Genomic DNA, 15,670 nt, shown 5'->3' with positions numbered 1-15,670 from the left:
GGTGTACGAATTTCTCCTGCAAATAACTGGAACTTTTCAAAGAAGTATGTCGTCATCTCTATAGATGAGGAGGTGAACCAATGATAAAACCCTTTATAATTGCCGCAGCCGTTGTCGTCTTATCTGTCGGCAGCAGCGCAGTTGTTGCTCAATCCACCAAAGGCGAAGTCGAGCCCAAGCAGCATAATAAGCCATTATTAGCTTACGCACCGATCAGCAAGCAAGATTTTATCCGGATGGAGAAAATCATTCAATACGTAAACAAAGGGAAGCTGCCCGTGTCTGCTCTAAAGGATGCCCAGCCTCTTCTTGATCGACATCCCGAATATCTGCATAAACATATAGCTGTTCAGCGTTGATCCAATCAAGCATGAAACAAAAAAAAGGCCTGGCAGGGTCAGTCAGTAAAGCGCCCCCCCTTAGAATTCATCGGATTTCCAATGTCTATTCTAAGGGGGGCGCTGCTTTAGTCCCTATCAGGCCTTTTTTGCATGCATATACAGTGTCACACTGCAGTATTCCCGCTCAGTGTACGGCGGCGCAGCTTGCGCGCAACCAATCCATGGGACGGTGACAGCAGAAAAGCTAGAATGAACAGCACGGCCGCCGCACATACCATGCATCCTGCGATAGAAGCATCCAGAACAATCGATACCCCGTACCCAATGCCAGTACTTGCAATTCCTATCGCGACACTGATGAAGATCATGGCTCCGAGACGGTCTGTAAGCAAGTATGCAGCCGATGCGGGAATGATCAGCATGCCGACTACGAGAATAGCGCCTACGCTTTCGAATGAGCTGACCGTCGCCATCGATACAAGACCCATGAGCAGGTAGTGAAACAGCGCGACAGGAATGCCGATTGCCGCAGCAAGCGCCGGATCGAAGGCGCACAGCTTGAATTGCTTATAGAAGAGGCTGATAACCCCTATAATAATCAATAAAGTAATGCCCAGCATCCATACCGCCTTCGGCCCCATATCCATGCCGGACATCTCCCATGTATTCCAGTGTACATGAGCAATTTCTCCGTACAGCACGCAATCAAGATCGATATCGACATTTTTCAGATTCAAGCTGACCAGCACGACACCGATTGCGAACAGCGCTGTGAACACAACGCCGATTGAAGCATCGGCCTGTACGCCGCTCTGCTGAAAAAGCTGGATTAGAAAGACAGTTATAAGTCCAAGCACCGAAGCTCCCAGCAGCATGATGAACGAATCTCTCGATCCGCTCATCATGAAGGCAATAACGATACCCGGCAGTACCGAGTGGCTGATGGCGTCTCCGATCATCGACATCCGGCGAAGGACGAGGAAGCAGCCCAGAATCGCGCAGCAGCTGGCGACAAGCGCACCCGTCAGCAATACCCAGAAATCCGTCATAACGAGCTCCCCTCCTTCACCAAATCGCGCATCCTGCTCTTCTGCTCTTCCATCAGCGTTTGACGCGCGCGCGAACGGACGATCCGCTTGGCCAACAGACCTCGGCGCGGTCCGAACAGCAGCGACACAATGAATAGTAACGTCGATGCCAGCACACTGATCGGTCCAGTTGGAAGACTTGCTGTTGTAGAGCTAAGCCATGTTCCCACGACACCGGCAAGTGCGCCGAACAAGCCGGACATCACCACCATAATACCGAGACGATCCGTCCAATATCGTGCCGAGACCGCAGGGGTAATCAGCAAGGCGGCTACAAGAACAACGCCCACTGCCTGAATGCCCACAACAACGGCTACCACGATAAAGAACATGAGAAGCTGTTCCAGTACGCCTACCGGAAATCCAAGCCCCCGGGCAAATCCGGGATCGAACGATATCAGCTTGAACTCTTTGAACAGCAGTGTGCAAGCAATAACGATAAAGGCACAGACGATGAGCATCGTCTGCACGTCCGAGCCAATCATAGAGGCTGCCTGACCGAACAGAAACTTATCAAGTCCGCTCTGATTGCCATAATCGCTATGTTGAATTTGCGTCAGCAGCACAATCCCAAGTCCGAAGAAGCTGGACAAGACGATTCCCATTGCCGCATCAGACTTAATACGGGAATATCGGGTAATCCAGCTAATGCCGAACGTTGCAAGCAGCCCGGAAATGCCTGCGCCGATAAGAAAGAGCAGGATCGACTTCGTACCCGTAAGCATAAAAGCAATACAAATGCCCGGCAATGCGGAGTGAGCCAGCGTATCGCCCATCAGGCTCTGCTTGCGCAAGTATGCGAAGCAGCCAATGACTCCGCTGCACAGACCTAGCAGTACGCAGCCAAGCAAAATCCATTGCGAGTTTGGATCCGTCATCATATCCAATAGCGACTGCATGTCCTCACCCTCTTCCTTTTCCAGAAAGAAGCGTCAGCTCTTCATCCTCTTGGCGATCAAGGAAAGCAAAGCGCCCTCCGTAGGTTTGCTGCAGATTGGAACGCGTGAACACATCCTCGGTCTTGCCGAAAGCCTGCACCTCAATATTCAGAAGCATGACGGAGTCAAAATATTCCTTCACCGTTGCAAGGTCATGATGAACGACGATAACCGTCTTCCCTTGACCCTTCAGCTCCTGCAGGAGCATAATAATCGCTTTCTCCGTCGCCGCATCCACTCCAGCGAACGGCTCATCCATAAAGTACAGCTTGGCATCCTGAGCAAGCGCTCTTGCCAGGAAGACGCGCTGCTGCTGGCCGCCGGACAGCTGGCTAATCTGCCTGTCAGCAAGCTCTGCCATCCCGACTTTGGCAAGGCATTCCATCGCGATCGCTTTCTCCTTGGCGCCCGGCCGGCGGAACCAGCCAAGACGGCCGTAACGGCCCATCATAACAACATCCAGCGCATTCGTAGGAAAATCCCAGTCCACCGACTCCCGCTGCGGCACATAACCAATCAGCTTCCGCTGTTCATTATAGGGCTTGCCATACACGAGCACGCTGCCCTCCAGTTTAGGGATCAAACCCAGCGCCGCTTTAATAAGCGTTGATTTGCCTGCGCCATTGGGTCCGATAATACCGATAAGCTGCCCTTCTGTCACCTCTAACGAAACATTGCGCAGTACCGGCTTCTTCTGGTAAGCGACACTAAGACTGTTTATTTGAAGCGGCACTCCTGCTGCTTGTAATTGTCGCGACATCGTTCTCACTCCCCGTTTCCATCCGTCACACATCCTGCTCGATTATACGGTCTATTCTAGTTGCTGGGTTGTATGGTTCATTCTATTTCAAAGCATGTACAATGGTGTCCACATTATGTCGGACCATCCCGATATATGTGCCTTCCACTGTTCCACTCTTGCCCATAGCATCCGAGAACAGCTCGCCGCCGATGGCGACATCATGTCCCATCTGCTTAGCTCCCTCGATTACAGCTTCAATCGATTTCTTAGGCACGCTGGACTCCACGAATACAGCTTTGATTTTGTTATCCACCAAATAATTTCTCAGATTGCTAACATCCTTGGTCCCATATTCCGATGCTGTGCTCATGCCCTGAAGCCCCATAACCTTGATGCCGTAAGCATCACCGAAGTATCCGAATGCATCATGGGCCGTAACAAGAACCCTGCTTGCGTCCGGTATGGATGCGATCTGCTCCTTCGCATAATGATCCAGCTCTTCCAGCTTCGCCAAGTAATCAGCAGCGTTCTTCTTATAGTTCTCCGCATTGGCCGGGTCCTTCTCGACGAGCGTATCGCGGATGACCTCCGCCGCGGAAATCCAGTTGCGCACATTAAACCAGATATGCGGGTCATGTACGCCTGCTCCCGATGGATCTGACCGCAGCTCCGTTTCACCCAATTGGCTGGACACCGCAACGGTTGTTTTCGTCTTGCCAACCTTCTCCAGCATTTCAGCCATCTTGCCTTCCAGATGAAGGCCGTTGTAGAAGATCACATCCGCTTCATCCAGCTTCCTGATATCGCCTTGCGATGCTTTATACAAGTGAGGATCGACGCCCGGCCCCATCAGACCAATCGCCTCGACGTGCTCCCCTCCAATATTATTAACCACATCTGCGATCATGCCTATCGTTGTCGTTACTTTCAGCTTGCCCTCGCCTGATTTGAAGTCCTCTCCATTGCTTCCGCAAGCTGTCACGAACAGCATCGCTGCCGTCAAAAACAGCATAGCCATTATCCAGCGGCGAATTGCAGAGTTTGTTTTGAGCCGCATTCCAATTCCTCCTCTTTCTCTCCCTATTCATTTGCCGTTCATATCGCTGCATTTCCTTGTTGATACGCCTATATTCCCCAAAATAAAGCTTGTTTTGCCCAAGAGAACATTAGTTTACTCTATGCCTCTTTTTTACTATTATACAACAATGTTTCTCTAGTGCAACATTTATTTTTTAGAGGTTGTACGACAACAACAAAAAGAACGAACGGCATATTCGCGTTCGTTCTTTTTGTTGAGATCGCTCTATTGAACATTATTAGCAGATGTGCTGCATGAGCCGTAAAGCACATACCCGATTACCAAGTTACCAGTTCACACCATTATGGACGAAGCCGGAAGTCGGTTCTTCAACGGTTACTTCCTCTGTAAGACGGTTTCTCATGCTTACAGCGCTCCACGCTCAACTTTTCTGGGCTGTAACGCGGAAATTCCTTCTTACAGCTATGGCTGAAGTCAGTTCTTCGGCGCTTTGCCATCTGTAAGACGGTTTCTCATGCTTACAGCGCTCCATACTCAACTTTTCTGGGCTGTAACGCTGAAATCCCTTCTTACAGCTATGGCTGAAGTCAGTTCTTCGGCGCTTTCCCCATAATTAAGAGCGTTTCTCACGCAAGGGAACAGCAGGAGTTTTCCTTTTTCAACAGTCTGACTGACGAACCGTATTATCACTTTTTCAACAGTCTAACGAACGGTATCATCCCGTTCATTCTTTTCGTTCGTTCGTTTCCTTCAACTCTGCATTATTGTGTTGCGATTGTTTTATTATCTACTGTAGTCGATGACTTCTTGGGTGTGCCATGCAAGCCGATCTCCTCGTCATACGCGTCGAAGATTTTGCGTGCGATAGGAGCTGCCCCTTTACCCCCGAATCCGCCTTCGGGAACGATGACAGCGACGGCGATAACAGGGTTCTCCGCAGGCGCGTATGCGATAAATACGGCATTATCCTTCTTCACGCCTCCGGCTACAGACTGCTCCGATGTTCCTGTCTTGCGCAGCACTTTATAGGGCGCATCCTTGAATGCATCTACATTAACCAATGACATTCCAGTCTCGACTTCCTTCCAGTAGGCGTCTGGAATATCAATCGTATTCAGCACTTCCGGCTCAAACTTCTTAACGACATTGCCCTCGGAATCGCGAATTTCATTCACGAACTGCGGCTTCATCCGTTTGCCGCGATTGGCAAGCATCGCGGTATACTGCGCAAGCTGAAGCGTTGTGTATTTGGCCTGCTGCCCGAAGGAAGCGAATATGAGCGCCGATTGCGAGCTCGCAACCTCCATCTCATGGAAGTAATCAATAACACCCTTGCTTTCATTAAGCAAGCCGCTGCCGGTCAGAACGCCCAGCCCGAACTGCTTCATGTAGCTGTCCCACAACTCTACGCCTTTACTCCCGTCACGCTCATTGAGCGCATTCCCAATCATTTTGGCCATCCAAGGATTGGAGGACTTTCCGATTGCTTGCGCTGGGTCAAGCGAGCCGTATACATGGCCCTGTGCATTTCTGATAGCTCTGCGATGCACACTACCTTCTTTACCGTATTCGAATTTACCATTGTCTGTCCATCGGTCCGTAGTCCTGAACAGCTTCTCATTCAATCCGATCAGCACCGACAGCGGCTTTAGCGTTGACCCCGGTGGCAGTATGGAGGAAGGATGCTTTCCCAGCTCCTTGGCTGTTTTGTAAGGCCCGTTAACCGTAGAAATCGTACCGTTTGGCAGCATATTTTCAATTTTTTCATATTCTTCCGTACCAATGCCGCCGCCTTCCCAAATATTCGGATCATAGTCCGGCATACTGGCCATTGCGATTACCTTGCCTGTATGGACCTCCATAGCAACTGCAAAGCCGATCTTGGCATTGGGCTGGCGGTCCTTTGTATACGTCGTTTGGAGATAATGCAGCTGGTCCATAATCGCTTGCTCCGTCTTCAGCTGCACATTGCGGTTAATTGTCAGGTACAGGTTATTTCCCTTCTCAGGTTTCGTTATTTCCGGCAAACCGATGATGCGGCCCTGGGAATTAATCGGAAAGTTCTTAACCCCGTTCTTGCCGCGCAGCTCTTCCTGATACATACGCTCCAAGCCATCGTAGCCGACATCCTCCTGCTGCAGGTAGCGCATTCGCGCATCCGGCACTACATCCTTCTTGTCCTTACCCTTGTAGTATTTGGAGGAGTCGCTAACCCCTTTAAATTTCTTCAAGTAACCGACTAATTGAACAGCAATTGTATCCTGGTTATAATGGCGGATGCTCTCCTCCAGAATGTCGATCCCTTTAAACTGATCGCGATTCTCCAGGAAAAAAGCGATTTCCTTGTTCGTCAGTCCACTCTTGATGCGCCGTGGGACCGAGACGATATTTTGGCTATATTTTAAATCCATATTTTTAATAATTTGTTCAAGCGTCAACGCTTCCGCCGGATTGCCCAAGCTCTCGAACACCTTCAGCAGCCGCTTGGCCATCGCTTCAGAATCCGCAATCTTGGAGCCCGGTTCAATGGTGTAATAAAGCGTTTGTGTTGAAGTTGAGTACGCAATTTGCGTTCCGCTGGAATCATAGATATTGCCACGGATCGGAGGTATAAGCACTTGATTGCTGGAGGTGCGCGTCTCCTCCTCCCGGAGAGTGGGCCCTTCTACGAATTGCAGAATCGCCAGTCGAACGATTAGCACACTGAACAAGAAAAATGTAATAAAGAAAAACAGATTCAACCGGAATGAGAAATGCCGTCTGTTGACTATTTCCCTCTTCTGCGGATCGTCCCCCACCGCCATGCCTCCATTCTGCAAATCGCATCTATACAAAGTTCAACGATTGAAAGTCTATAAAAGTTTACGTCTCCCGTATATGAGTACGCTCGAATCCTTGCGGATTGAACCAATCGCCTGTTGATGCCCATGTCGCATCGAGCGGCACCCAGCCCCCGTCAGCATCCGCCAGACGAACCTCATTCCATGCATGCGGGCCGAACCCGCCTCGTCCGTCTGCGCCCTGCCCTGTCACGACTCTTACTTCAAGCCCAACTGTACGGGCCATAACGGCATAGAGACGGGCAACATCTATACATACGCCCCTGCGCGTATCGAACGTTTCCGCAGGTGTCTGTTCCTTCCAGATGCCCTGCTCTTCATAATTGTCAGCCTTGTCCCAGTCATAGGCTATGCGTGAGCCGAGCCAGTCATACAGCGCTCGCGCCTTCTCCTCAGCCGTAACCGCATCCTTCACAACAGCAAGAGCCGCTTGCTCGATATTGGCCGGAACAGCCGAATCGATTACCTCGTACTTGCGCTGCAACACTTTGCGGAATTCCGCCTCGACTGCTTGCGTCAGTACCGGCCCTCGTTCCAGCACATCGCCAGCTACAGGCTGAAGCAGCTCATCCGCCGTCTTGTTATAGAAGCTCGACGCGCGAATGGAATCGGTCAGCGGGCCTTCAGGCAGCAGCGAGACATAGACGAACAGTACTGCAATAATAACAAAAGCTCGACCAGCGCCAAGCAGTGCGCCAATAGCCGCCCCCGTCGTACGGCTTGCTGCCTTGGACATTGTCTCTGATCGCTCCGCTTCACTTCTGCGACCGCCGCCCAAGCTCTCGAACGCCATTGCAACCAGCGGCTCCAGAAACCCCAGCGCGAAGCGCAGCAGCAAATAACCGAGCAGGAACAGCAGGCTGAAGCGCAGCAGCTCGAAATCGCGAATGCTGGTCACCAATGTATACCAGAACTGCGACCATGCGCCAAGCTCCTCACGCGGTACAACAATATTCCGCGCAACGAGAAATTGTCTCAGCCATGGCGACAGCAATGCCGCCCCGTTTCCAGCCAGCAGCAGCGAGACCGTCACCATTGCCGCAGTCCAAATAAAAAAGAAAAGGCGCTTCGCTGATCCCGACGCACCTCTTCTCAGACCTTGAATAAGCGATACCACCAAGACGAGCAGCACCACAAGAGCAACCGGTTCCGGCTTCAATAAAGCTTGAACCCAGGTGTTCATGGCAGCATCTCCTAATTAACCATTCTTCTTCGCTTGTTCAATCAATGTTCGAATCGTCGCATCTATTTCCCATGTTCCAAGCGGAGCGCCCTGAAATGATACCTTGACCTCGTTAGCTCCCGGCGTGCCGATTAGTTCCAGGTTTCGGGATTTGATCGTATAAGTGCCGTCCTCATTCGCCGTATAGGTCGCTTCCTTCGCTTCCCCGACCATCGCATTAATCGCCTCTTGCTTGACACTGTCCGCTATCTTGCCGCCCAGTTCCTTCACATCATCGAAGGTAACGTTGGCAGCGAGGTTCTTGACCTCCTCCAGCGAATAGCCGCTGTACACGACAATACCGAGAACGATTGCCAGAATAAGGAGCCATCTGACGACCGTCTTCACAACGCGGATCACGATGAGCAATACAACAAGTGCAATAACAAGAACGAACCAATTGTCTTTGAAAAACTGAATCCAGGTATCTGCATCATAATTAAAATCAAATCCCATTATTCTATCTCCCCCATTATACGCTCTCAAAAGCCCGAACACAAAATATTATACCTGATGGATAAATAAGCGTAAACCTCCGCTTCCGCCAATCCTATCCAGCAGCAGACATAAGACGGCTTATCCCTGCGTACAAGTAGTAACATGTCTCATTCACCCGCTTGAATCTGCTCTGTAGATTACGTGCATATATACAAAACCTTTTGAGGAGGGATATTGTTGAGAACCGCAGTGTGGCTTTATCTGTTTCTGTTTGTCGCGTTCTTTGATCTGCATGCCCAATATCCGATACTAACGCCCTTTGCCGTGTCGCTAGGCGCGGCGCCATCCTTTATCGGGCTAATGATGGGCTTGTATTCCATCACGCATCTGCCCGGCAATCTCATTGCCGGTTATGGCGTCGACCGTTATGGCAGCCGCCTGTTCATCGTCTTCAGCCTCGCGGCTGCCGGAATCATCCTCGTCCTGCAGGCCAAGGTTACTGATCCGTGGCAGCTGCTCGTGCTGCGCTCCATCAGCGGCTTTGTCCTTGCTTTTCTGTCACCTGCCTGCATGTCCATGCTGGCCCGAATTGCCAAGGATCGCATTCATCAAGGCAAGCTTATGGCAGGCAACGGATTGGTCCATACTGTGGCATCCGTCGTTTCCCCTGCCGTTGGCGCTTATATGGTGGCGCAAATCGGGTTTACTATGGCATTCCAAATTCTCGGGTGGGTGCTTATTGGAACAGCTGCCTGCGCACTGATCTTCATTCGAGAGCCTCGGAATATTGCGACAGCTATAGCCCCAGAGAACGATACTGGTGGAACGGCAGAGCTTCCTGATTCATCGGATGAACCCGCAGAATCCAGGGTTCCCTGGATTGTCTTTTCCCTTCCCGTCGCCATGAGCTGCGCGCAAGGCATTCTCTCCTTTGAGCTGCCACTTATGGCGAAGTCTCAAGAAGCGATGCTGGAGACAGGCTTGCTCTTCTCTGTTGTCAGCTTAGGCGCGCTGCTCACGCTGAGCATGCTGTTCTTGAACCGCTTGTCGCCCTATCTGCGAACGTTGTGGGGAGCCCTGCTGCTGGCGGTCACTTACTTCACCATTGCCGCCGATACGCCGCTGCCGCTCTATGCCCTCCTGCTCCTGCTCGGAATGGCGAAAGGCATTATTTTCCCCGCATTGTCCTCTCTGCTGATTGAACTTAGCGGCGGCGTGCGGTACGGTAGAACCTTCTCCGTTCTGTCCATTGCCTTCTCCATCGGCGCTTTTCTTGGGCCTATGCTGGCCGGCCAGCTGCGGAATGTCGTATCCCCCTATTACATCGCATTTCTCGCACTAATGATCGCCGTCTCAATCCTGCCCTACTATAATGCGCGATCCGGGCGCGGGAGCAGCAGCGCCCATTTTTCCCGAACTGGGTAATCGCACAGGGCTCCTGCCGCCTCCCGTCATAGTATGCATAAAGGCAAACGACCAGTGTGCGATTGCGGAAATACCAGAATTATCGCGCCGGCGGCTGCCATGGAGATGCATATTGGCGAAGAGGAGTGATCATACATGTCTCAAATGATAGAATCCAACGACCGATACGGCGGCCATATGAAGGGCATCATGACTTCTACCGGCACCATTCTCGTGCTGTTCATCCTGCTTATCATTGTACTCGGCGGATTAATGTGCTTCTAAATCTAAAGACGGCTTGCTGCGGCGAGCCGTCTTTGCGTTTCTTTCGCGATATTATACAATAGCGCTAAGAGGTGAATGACAATATGGACATTGCAATTATCGTCGAAGGGAAAAATGACCGCAGCCGCCTCCGGCAGGTGCTTCATGCGGAGGTTCCCATTTATTGCACGTATGGCACTCCAAGCAGCGGGCATCTGGATGCGCTGAGCAAGCAGGTCGGCGACAAGCAGCCCTATCTGTTTACCGACAATGACGCGTCAGGCAAACGAATCAGGGGAATGCTGCGCGATACCTTCCCCGATGCCATACATATGCATACCCGTAAAGGCTATCCCGGTGTCGAGAAGACGCCGACGGAATACTTGATCGAGCAATTAGAAAAAGCGGGTCTCGAGGGGTACATTCAGTACCCGAATCCCGATCCCGCTTCATGGTAATGGGCGCCAAGCTGCCCAATTCATTCTCTTCTACTCGTCTACAAGTGCGTCGACGACCGCTACAATGCGGTCAGCATTCATCGTTTCATCGATGGAGCCTGTCATATATTTGCGAATCTTGCCTTCCCGATCGATGAAGGTAATCGTGTCGGAATGGGTGTACAGCCCTGATTTCTCGTCCTTCAAAAGTCCAAGCCCAAAGTCCGTCATCAGCTTCTTCGTAGCCTCTTCACTGTCTCCGCGCAGAAACTTCCAGCCGCTCTGGTCGATATCACCTGGAATTTTGTCGATGAATTTGCGAATCGCTTCCGGTGTATCCCGTTCAGGATCGAAGGTGACAGACAGAAATTCCACATCGCTGCCGAACACCTTCTGATTCTTCAGCTCATCCTGCACTTGGCTGAGTAGATACGTTGTCGGCGGACATACATCCGGACAGTTCGCAAAGTAGAAATAGACCACCCGTACCTTGCCATTCGTATTCTCAAGGGATACTTCCTCCCCGTCTATGCTTGTCAGCTTGAAGGATGGAGCCGCCTTGTCCTGGTCCAGCTTAGGCGCTGCTTCCTTTGTTGAAGAGAGATATAAATAAAGCCCCATTGCCGCGCATAATGCCAGCACTGCGATCTTAAATCCATGCTTGCGTGTGAAATCCATGCTCTGTTCCCCCTCGATTCATTTGAAGCTTCAGCCTATGCCGTTCGTGTCTACGACCATAATAAAAAAGATCACCATCAAGTAATTAATCGATATGAAAAAGTTCGTTTTCGCCCACTTTTCCGTATCCACAGCAGCTTTCAAGCCCATCAACGTATGAACGAGCCACAGGACGCCTCCGAGCAAGGAGACTATAAGAAAGTAAATACCGACATAATCATAGGTGTACATCAATATCCCTGTCGGAATGAGCAGCACGATATAAGGAATCATCTGCAGCTTCGTGCGAGGTATTCCTTTAACTACCGGCAGCAAGGGATAACCCGCCGCACGGTATTCTTCCACCCGTCTAATGGCAAGCGACCAGAAATGCGCCGGCTGCCACAGGAACAACAGTGCAAACAGCAGCCATGCTCCCATATCAACCTCATTAATGGCGCAATAGCCAATAACAGGAGGCATTGCTCCGGATACACCGCCGATGGATGTGCTCCATGTCGAGGAGCGTTTCAGCCACATTGTATACACGACGATGTATACGAATAGTCCCAGCAGTCCAAGCCAGCCTGTCCGGGCGTTGACCAGCGTGAACAGAATCGTAATGCCGGCTATCCCCAATACAACGCCGTAAATGAGCACCGTTCTGGGATTCATCCGGTTCATAGGCAGAGCGCGATTCTTCGTCCGCTCCATCTTCTTGTCCAATTCCCGGTCCCAATAATTGTTGATGACGCAAGCAGAAGCCATCGTTAGAGCTGAACCGATCAGCATGTAGAGCAGCAGCCACCAATTAATATTCCATTTGGAAGCGACCCAGAATCCGCCAAAAGCAGCAATCGTATTCAAGCGAATGATGCCCGGTTTAGTCAGGGCCACATATTCTTTAAGCACAGCGAGCCTCCCCGTTCCATTACCGTACATGCGCAAAAGCGCCTATCATTGATTCAAATCGTTCTTAATCATACCGAAAAAAGCTGCGGTTGACAATGTTCCAGCCCTTTGTTCATCAATTTGACACTGCTTGGCTGGAACGGCTATTTATAACGATTTTGCGAAGCTAAGGAACCATTTCGCCCATAGGTCAATACAATGTCATTGTGGTTATAGCCCAACTGAGCGAAAGGAAGTGAAATCCTTCAGACATGGCAGTCATAAAATCAAATAGCGAAGAAGTCAAGGTGCTTGCAAGGCTGATGCGTGCGGAAGCAGAGGGCGAAGGCGACCTTGGCATGCTCATGGTCGGCAATGTAGGCGTGAATCGGGTCAAAAGCGATTGTCTCGATTTCAAAAATATTCGCAGCATTCCACAGATGGTCTACCAGCGTCCGGGCGGCTTCGAAGCGACTGTTAAAGGCTACTTTTACCAAGGAGCGCGGGATAGAGAGATTCGTCTGGCCAAGCGGATCATTAACGGCGAGCGGCAGCATCCAGCCTCCAACGCCCTATGGTTCTTCAAGCCTGCCGGAGGCTGCCCGGGCACGTGGTACGATCAACGAAATACAGGGCGGTATAAAGCCCATTGCTTCTTCGCGCCGTCAGGCGAGGACTGTCCTAAAGTTTATTAATCTGTTTCATGATACGAAAGCGAGGAATTGGAAATATGTCGAACGGGTACGGGTACAACACCGCGGTAAGTCCAGCAAGCATGGGAGGACAAGGAGGCACGCACTACGGGTATGGACACTTTTCCCATCAGCCTGTCGCTCAGACTCTCCCTGCAGCTCCCTTTATGCCGTCTCAAGTAGCAGGAGCGCAAGCAGCAATGCCTCCCGGTGTGCCGAGCGGCTCCTTCGTAACGCCGGCTGGCGGCAATATTGTAGCAGCACCGCCAGTGGAAGAATCCTATGTGGAGAACATTCTGCGCCTGAATCGCGGCAAGATCGGCACTTTCTACATGACCTATGAGAATAACCGGGAATGGAATGCCAAAATATTTCGCGGTGTTATTGAAGCAGCCGGACGGGATCATGTCATTATAAGCGACCCCTCTACCGGTATGCGCTATCTGCTGTTGATGCTCAATCTGGATTATGTAACATTCGATGGCCCGATTGCCTATGAATATCCGTTCCAGGGCGCAAGCATTTCCAATCAGACGCCGCTGGGCACTGCAACATTGGGGACAGTTACGAACAGCCGTTAACGGGACGGAACGTCCATGAGTGGATTTTGGGAGCACCCCCCTGCACCCAATCCGCCATGGCGTGCCAGGAGGAACGCTCACTGCAGCGTTCTTTTTTTATCGCATCGGCTGTGCTCTCATCCTCTGTCTCCCATATTTCAACAAACAGCAGCGGCTGATCGGTTCCTTCATATAATCGAAAGGACGGTCCTTCCGCTTGCCTAGCGGATATCCAGCTTCGGTATTCCGATTCAAATTCAGAGTCAATTCGGTACTCCACGAAACATATATACATAAAATATCATCTCCCCGTTATAAGAACGTACGATTCAGAAAATACTGAGACGTACATATTAAAAGTATACCATAGGAACTTAAAAGGAGGAGACGCGTCATGGATACCGGTACGCATTTGGTCATGGGGCTTGGTTTGGCGGGACTCGCTACCATTGATCCTATTGTGGCTGCCGATGGAACCGTTTATACCGCTGTTCTGATCGGTACAATTGTCGGTTCGCAAGCGCCGGACTTCGATGGCCTGCTGCGGTTGAAGAGCAATGCGGCATATATCCGCAACCATAGAGGGGCATCGCATTCCCTGCCCGCTATCGCCATCTGGACAGCGCTTATTACATTCCTGCTCCAGCTCGGCTTTGGCTTCACGCTGCCCTGGCTTCATCTGACCGGCTGGGTGCTGCTCGCTGTCGTTGTTCATGTTTTTACGGATTTATTCAACACGTATGGGACACAAGCGATGCGGCCGTTCACGGATAAATGGATCTCATGGAACATTATCCATATCTTCGATCCCATCATCTTTATCTCGCATGTAGTAGCCATCTTCATGTGGGCGTTTCATCTGCTCAGTCCGACGATCATATTCCCGACCCTCTATGCCGGGCTTATCGTTTATTACATCTGGCGAACCATCGCTCACCGGATGCAGCACAACAGAATTATGGCGCTGGATACAGACCGAGCGGACAACGACAAATATATCATTATTCCGACCATATCGCTGAAGGATTGGAACGTGGTCAAGCAACGTGAGGATGGCAGCTTCCTGATCGGTGATTTCCGGCAAGGAAAGCTGCGTTGGGTTGACCGGGCGCGCTGCGACGACCACCCCGTTGTAGAGATGTCCAAGAATGATCCCTCGATTCGTTCTTTCTTGTACTTCACCTCCTTCGCTTGCGCTGAGGTGCGGGAGCATCCTTGGGGGTACGAGGTGCGCTGGTCCGATGTCCGCTATCGGCATCGCAAGCAATATCCGTTCGTAGCTGTTCTTCTGCTCGACAGCGACTATAAGACGCTTGGCTCCTATGTAGGCTGGCTGAGCGATGACAGATTGCAGAAACGGCTGCGCATGAATACGTATTGACGTTCAAGGCTCCTTCTTGCACAATAGAAGGGGCCTTGCTTTTGCGCCCAGCTTGAGATTGCATACAGAAAAGCCCAAGGTTTCCCTTGAGCTAGCTGTCGATCCTCTTCTTAACCTGACACGCCGCGTATTAACGCTGCTGAGATTGACCCGAAAGTTGTTGCTCGGCGATCTGCACAAGCTTCCGTGTGATGTAGCCGCCAAGAGATCCGGCATCGCGGGTTGCCATGTTGCCATAGTAACCGTCCTGCGGGATTTGGATGCCTAGCTCTTGTGCTACCTCATATTTCATTTGATTCAAAGCTGCGCTTGCTTGAGGTACGACCAACGTATTGCTGCTGCGAGATTGTCCTGCCATGTGGGAATTCTCCTTCCATCCTATACGATGATAGTGTGTTGCAAGCTTGCAAGCTTATTATGATACTTTAGTCATTAGAATATGCTCGCATGTACAATGAATTTTAACGAAAGAAGGAGGAGCTACACATGTCCAAGCCTATGGCGATGGGTTTTGCTCTATTTTCCGTTCTGCTGATGATTCTGACTGGCGTGTTTATTAGCATCAACGGATGGCTGGCCGCACTATTCTTTGTCCTGACAATTGCCTTTATTGTGTTCGGCTTCATCGTTAGCGCCAAATTAAGACGGCGCAATCAAACACAATAATGATACGGAAACAGCAAACGCCGCTGACGAGGGAATCCTCGCTCGCGGCGTTTGCTGTTTATTGATATAT

General features: G+C 50.9%; 19 protein-coding genes. 8 read left to right on the top strand and 11 right to left on the bottom strand.

The features are described 5' to 3' along the window. Positions 1-80 precede the first annotated feature (80 nt). Positions 81-359, top strand: a complete 279-nt coding sequence (locus L6H65_RS16850; protein ID WP_236343761.1) for a hypothetical protein — start codon at positions 81-83, stop codon at positions 357-359. 146 nt (positions 360-505) lie between these two features. Here the strand turns inward: L6H65_RS16850 and L6H65_RS16845 are convergent, their stop codons facing one another. The 7 genes from L6H65_RS16845 to L6H65_RS16815 all read right to left on the bottom strand — a co-directional run bounded on the left by L6H65_RS16845 (position 506) and on the right by L6H65_RS16815 (position 8,666). Beyond that, complete coding sequence (locus tag L6H65_RS16845; RefSeq protein ID WP_236343760.1) at positions 506-1,390, bottom strand: metal ABC transporter permease; 885 nt, start codon at positions 1,388-1,390, stop codon at positions 506-508. Further along, positions 1,387-2,328, bottom strand: coding sequence for a metal ABC transporter permease (locus L6H65_RS16840; RefSeq protein WP_236343759.1), 942 nt, complete (start codon positions 2,326-2,328; stop codon positions 1,387-1,389). Before L6H65_RS16840 ends, L6H65_RS16845 begins: the two co-directional genes overlap by 4 nt. A gap of 4 nt (positions 2,329-2,332) precedes the next feature. Further along, positions 2,333-3,127: a metal ABC transporter ATP-binding protein gene (locus L6H65_RS16835; protein WP_236343758.1), complete on the bottom strand. Its 795-nt coding sequence runs from the start codon at positions 3,125-3,127 to the stop codon at positions 2,333-2,335. A gap of 82 nt (positions 3,128-3,209) precedes the next feature. Beyond that, positions 3,210-4,166 (bottom strand): metal ABC transporter solute-binding protein, Zn/Mn family, encoded by a 957-nt coding sequence (locus L6H65_RS16830; RefSeq protein WP_290370441.1) that lies wholly within the window; start codon positions 4,164-4,166, stop codon positions 3,210-3,212. Between the two features lie 743 nt (positions 4,167-4,909). Then, complete coding sequence (locus tag L6H65_RS16825) at positions 4,910-6,946, bottom strand: peptidoglycan D,D-transpeptidase FtsI family protein (RefSeq protein WP_236343757.1); 2,037 nt, start codon at positions 6,944-6,946, stop codon at positions 4,910-4,912. A 64-nt stretch (positions 6,947-7,010) separates the two neighbouring features. Next, positions 7,011-8,171, bottom strand: a complete 1,161-nt coding sequence (locus L6H65_RS16820; RefSeq protein ID WP_236343756.1) for a transglutaminase domain-containing protein — start codon at positions 8,169-8,171, stop codon at positions 7,011-7,013. 15 nt (positions 8,172-8,186) lie between these two features. Beyond that, positions 8,187-8,666 (bottom strand): hypothetical protein, encoded by a 480-nt coding sequence (locus L6H65_RS16815; protein ID WP_236343755.1) that lies wholly within the window; start codon positions 8,664-8,666, stop codon positions 8,187-8,189. A 219-nt stretch (positions 8,667-8,885) separates the two neighbouring features. On the opposite strand from L6H65_RS16815, the gene L6H65_RS16810 reads away from it, so the two are divergent. From L6H65_RS16810 to L6H65_RS16805, 3 genes are all read left to right on the top strand, one after another. Beyond that, positions 8,886-10,073, top strand: a complete 1,188-nt coding sequence (locus L6H65_RS16810; protein WP_236343754.1) for an MFS transporter — start codon at positions 8,886-8,888, stop codon at positions 10,071-10,073. A gap of 135 nt (positions 10,074-10,208) precedes the next feature. Continuing rightward, positions 10,209-10,337 (top strand): hypothetical protein, encoded by a 129-nt coding sequence (locus L6H65_RS26615; RefSeq protein ID WP_290370444.1) that lies wholly within the window; start codon positions 10,209-10,211, stop codon positions 10,335-10,337. An 83-nt stretch (positions 10,338-10,420) separates the two neighbouring features. Continuing rightward, positions 10,421-10,774, top strand: a complete 354-nt coding sequence (locus tag L6H65_RS16805) for a DNA primase (RefSeq protein ID WP_236343753.1) — start codon at positions 10,421-10,423, stop codon at positions 10,772-10,774. A gap of 30 nt (positions 10,775-10,804) precedes the next feature. Here the strand turns inward: L6H65_RS16805 and L6H65_RS16800 are convergent, their stop codons facing one another. Both L6H65_RS16800 and cyoE read right to left on the bottom strand, forming a co-directional pair. Continuing rightward, on the bottom strand, positions 10,805-11,431 hold the full coding sequence (locus L6H65_RS16800; RefSeq protein ID WP_236343752.1) for an SCO family protein: 627 nt from the start codon (positions 11,429-11,431) through the stop codon (positions 10,805-10,807). Positions 11,432-11,461: 30 nt separating this feature from the next. Continuing rightward, a complete protein-coding gene (gene cyoE / locus L6H65_RS16795) occupies positions 11,462-12,322 on the bottom strand; it encodes a heme o synthase (protein ID WP_236343751.1) in 861 nt (286 codons plus the stop codon). Between the two features lie 251 nt (positions 12,323-12,573). Between cyoE and L6H65_RS16790 the strand changes: the two genes are divergently transcribed. Continuing rightward, positions 12,574-12,996, top strand: coding sequence for a cell wall hydrolase (locus tag L6H65_RS16790; protein ID WP_236343750.1), 423 nt, complete (start codon positions 12,574-12,576; stop codon positions 12,994-12,996). Positions 12,997-13,031: 35 nt separating this feature from the next. Next, entirely contained in the window at positions 13,032-13,574 is a 543-nt protein-coding gene (gene gerQ, locus L6H65_RS16785) for a spore coat protein GerQ (protein ID WP_236343749.1), read from the top strand. Here the strand turns inward: gerQ and L6H65_RS16780 are convergent. Beyond that, the gene (locus L6H65_RS16780; RefSeq protein WP_236343748.1) at positions 13,558-13,848 is read right to left on the bottom strand and encodes a hypothetical protein; all 291 of its coding nucleotides are present in this window, start codon (positions 13,846-13,848) and stop codon (positions 13,558-13,560) included. The two genes, gerQ and L6H65_RS16780, sit on opposite strands and share 17 nt — an antisense overlap. A gap of 99 nt (positions 13,849-13,947) precedes the next feature. Between L6H65_RS16780 and L6H65_RS16775 the strand changes: the two genes are divergently transcribed. Beyond that, positions 13,948-14,934 (top strand): metal-dependent hydrolase, encoded by a 987-nt coding sequence (locus L6H65_RS16775; RefSeq protein WP_236343747.1) that lies wholly within the window; start codon positions 13,948-13,950, stop codon positions 14,932-14,934. Between the two features lie 130 nt (positions 14,935-15,064). Here the strand turns inward: L6H65_RS16775 and L6H65_RS16770 are convergent, their stop codons facing one another. Next, complete coding sequence (locus L6H65_RS16770; RefSeq protein WP_236343746.1) at positions 15,065-15,292, bottom strand: alpha/beta-type small acid-soluble spore protein; 228 nt, start codon at positions 15,290-15,292, stop codon at positions 15,065-15,067. Positions 15,293-15,420: 128 nt separating this feature from the next. On the opposite strand from L6H65_RS16770, the gene L6H65_RS16765 reads away from it, so the two are divergent. Next, complete coding sequence (locus L6H65_RS16765) at positions 15,421-15,600, top strand: hypothetical protein (RefSeq protein ID WP_236343745.1); 180 nt, start codon at positions 15,421-15,423, stop codon at positions 15,598-15,600. The last annotated feature ends 70 nt before the right edge of the window (positions 15,601-15,670 follow it).

The organism is Paenibacillus plantiphilus, assembly GCF_927798095.1.
Taxonomy (GTDB): domain Bacteria; phylum Bacillota; class Bacilli; order Paenibacillales; family Paenibacillaceae; genus Paenibacillus_Z; species Paenibacillus_Z plantiphilus.
The sequence above is the reverse complement of the archived record's forward strand: the minus strand, read 5'-3'. Positions and strand labels throughout refer to the sequence as shown.

Excerpts from the sequence above, each read along its gene's own strand:
- L6H65_RS16850 (WP_236343761.1), top strand. The coding sequence starts at position 81 with ATGATAAAACCCTTTATAATTGCCGCAGCCGTTGTCGTCTTATCTGTC.
- L6H65_RS16845 (WP_236343760.1), bottom strand. The coding sequence starts at position 1,390 with ATGACGGATTTCTGGGTATTGCTGACGGGTGCGCTTGTCGCCAGCTGC.
- L6H65_RS16840 (WP_236343759.1), bottom strand. The coding sequence starts at position 2,328 with ATGCAGTCGCTATTGGATATGATGACGGATCCAAACTCGCAATGGATT.
- L6H65_RS16835 (WP_236343758.1), bottom strand. The coding sequence starts at position 3,127 with ATGTCGCGACAATTACAAGCAGCAGGAGTGCCGCTTCAAATAAACAGT.
- L6H65_RS16830 (WP_290370441.1), bottom strand. The coding sequence starts at position 4,166 with ATGCGGCTCAAAACAAACTCTGCAATTCGCCGCTGGATAATGGCTATG.
- L6H65_RS16820 (WP_236343756.1), bottom strand. The coding sequence starts at position 8,171 with ATGAACACCTGGGTTCAAGCTTTATTGAAGCCGGAACCGGTTGCTCTT.
- L6H65_RS16815 (WP_236343755.1), bottom strand. The coding sequence starts at position 8,666 with ATGGGATTTGATTTTAATTATGATGCAGATACCTGGATTCAGTTTTTC.
- L6H65_RS26615 (WP_290370444.1), top strand. The coding sequence starts at position 10,209 with ATGTCTCAAATGATAGAATCCAACGACCGATACGGCGGCCATATGAAG.
- L6H65_RS16805 (WP_236343753.1), top strand. The coding sequence starts at position 10,421 with ATGGACATTGCAATTATCGTCGAAGGGAAAAATGACCGCAGCCGCCTC.
- L6H65_RS16800 (WP_236343752.1), bottom strand. The coding sequence starts at position 11,431 with ATGGATTTCACACGCAAGCATGGATTTAAGATCGCAGTGCTGGCATTA.
- L6H65_RS16790 (WP_236343750.1), top strand. The coding sequence starts at position 12,574 with ATGGCAGTCATAAAATCAAATAGCGAAGAAGTCAAGGTGCTTGCAAGG.
- gerQ (WP_236343749.1), top strand. The coding sequence starts at position 13,032 with ATGTCGAACGGGTACGGGTACAACACCGCGGTAAGTCCAGCAAGCATG.
- L6H65_RS16780 (WP_236343748.1), bottom strand. The coding sequence starts at position 13,848 with ATGTATATATGTTTCGTGGAGTACCGAATTGACTCTGAATTTGAATCG.
- L6H65_RS16775 (WP_236343747.1), top strand. The coding sequence starts at position 13,948 with ATGGATACCGGTACGCATTTGGTCATGGGGCTTGGTTTGGCGGGACTC.
- L6H65_RS16770 (WP_236343746.1), bottom strand. The coding sequence starts at position 15,292 with ATGGCAGGACAATCTCGCAGCAGCAATACGTTGGTCGTACCTCAAGCA.
- L6H65_RS16765 (WP_236343745.1), top strand. The coding sequence starts at position 15,421 with ATGTCCAAGCCTATGGCGATGGGTTTTGCTCTATTTTCCGTTCTGCTG.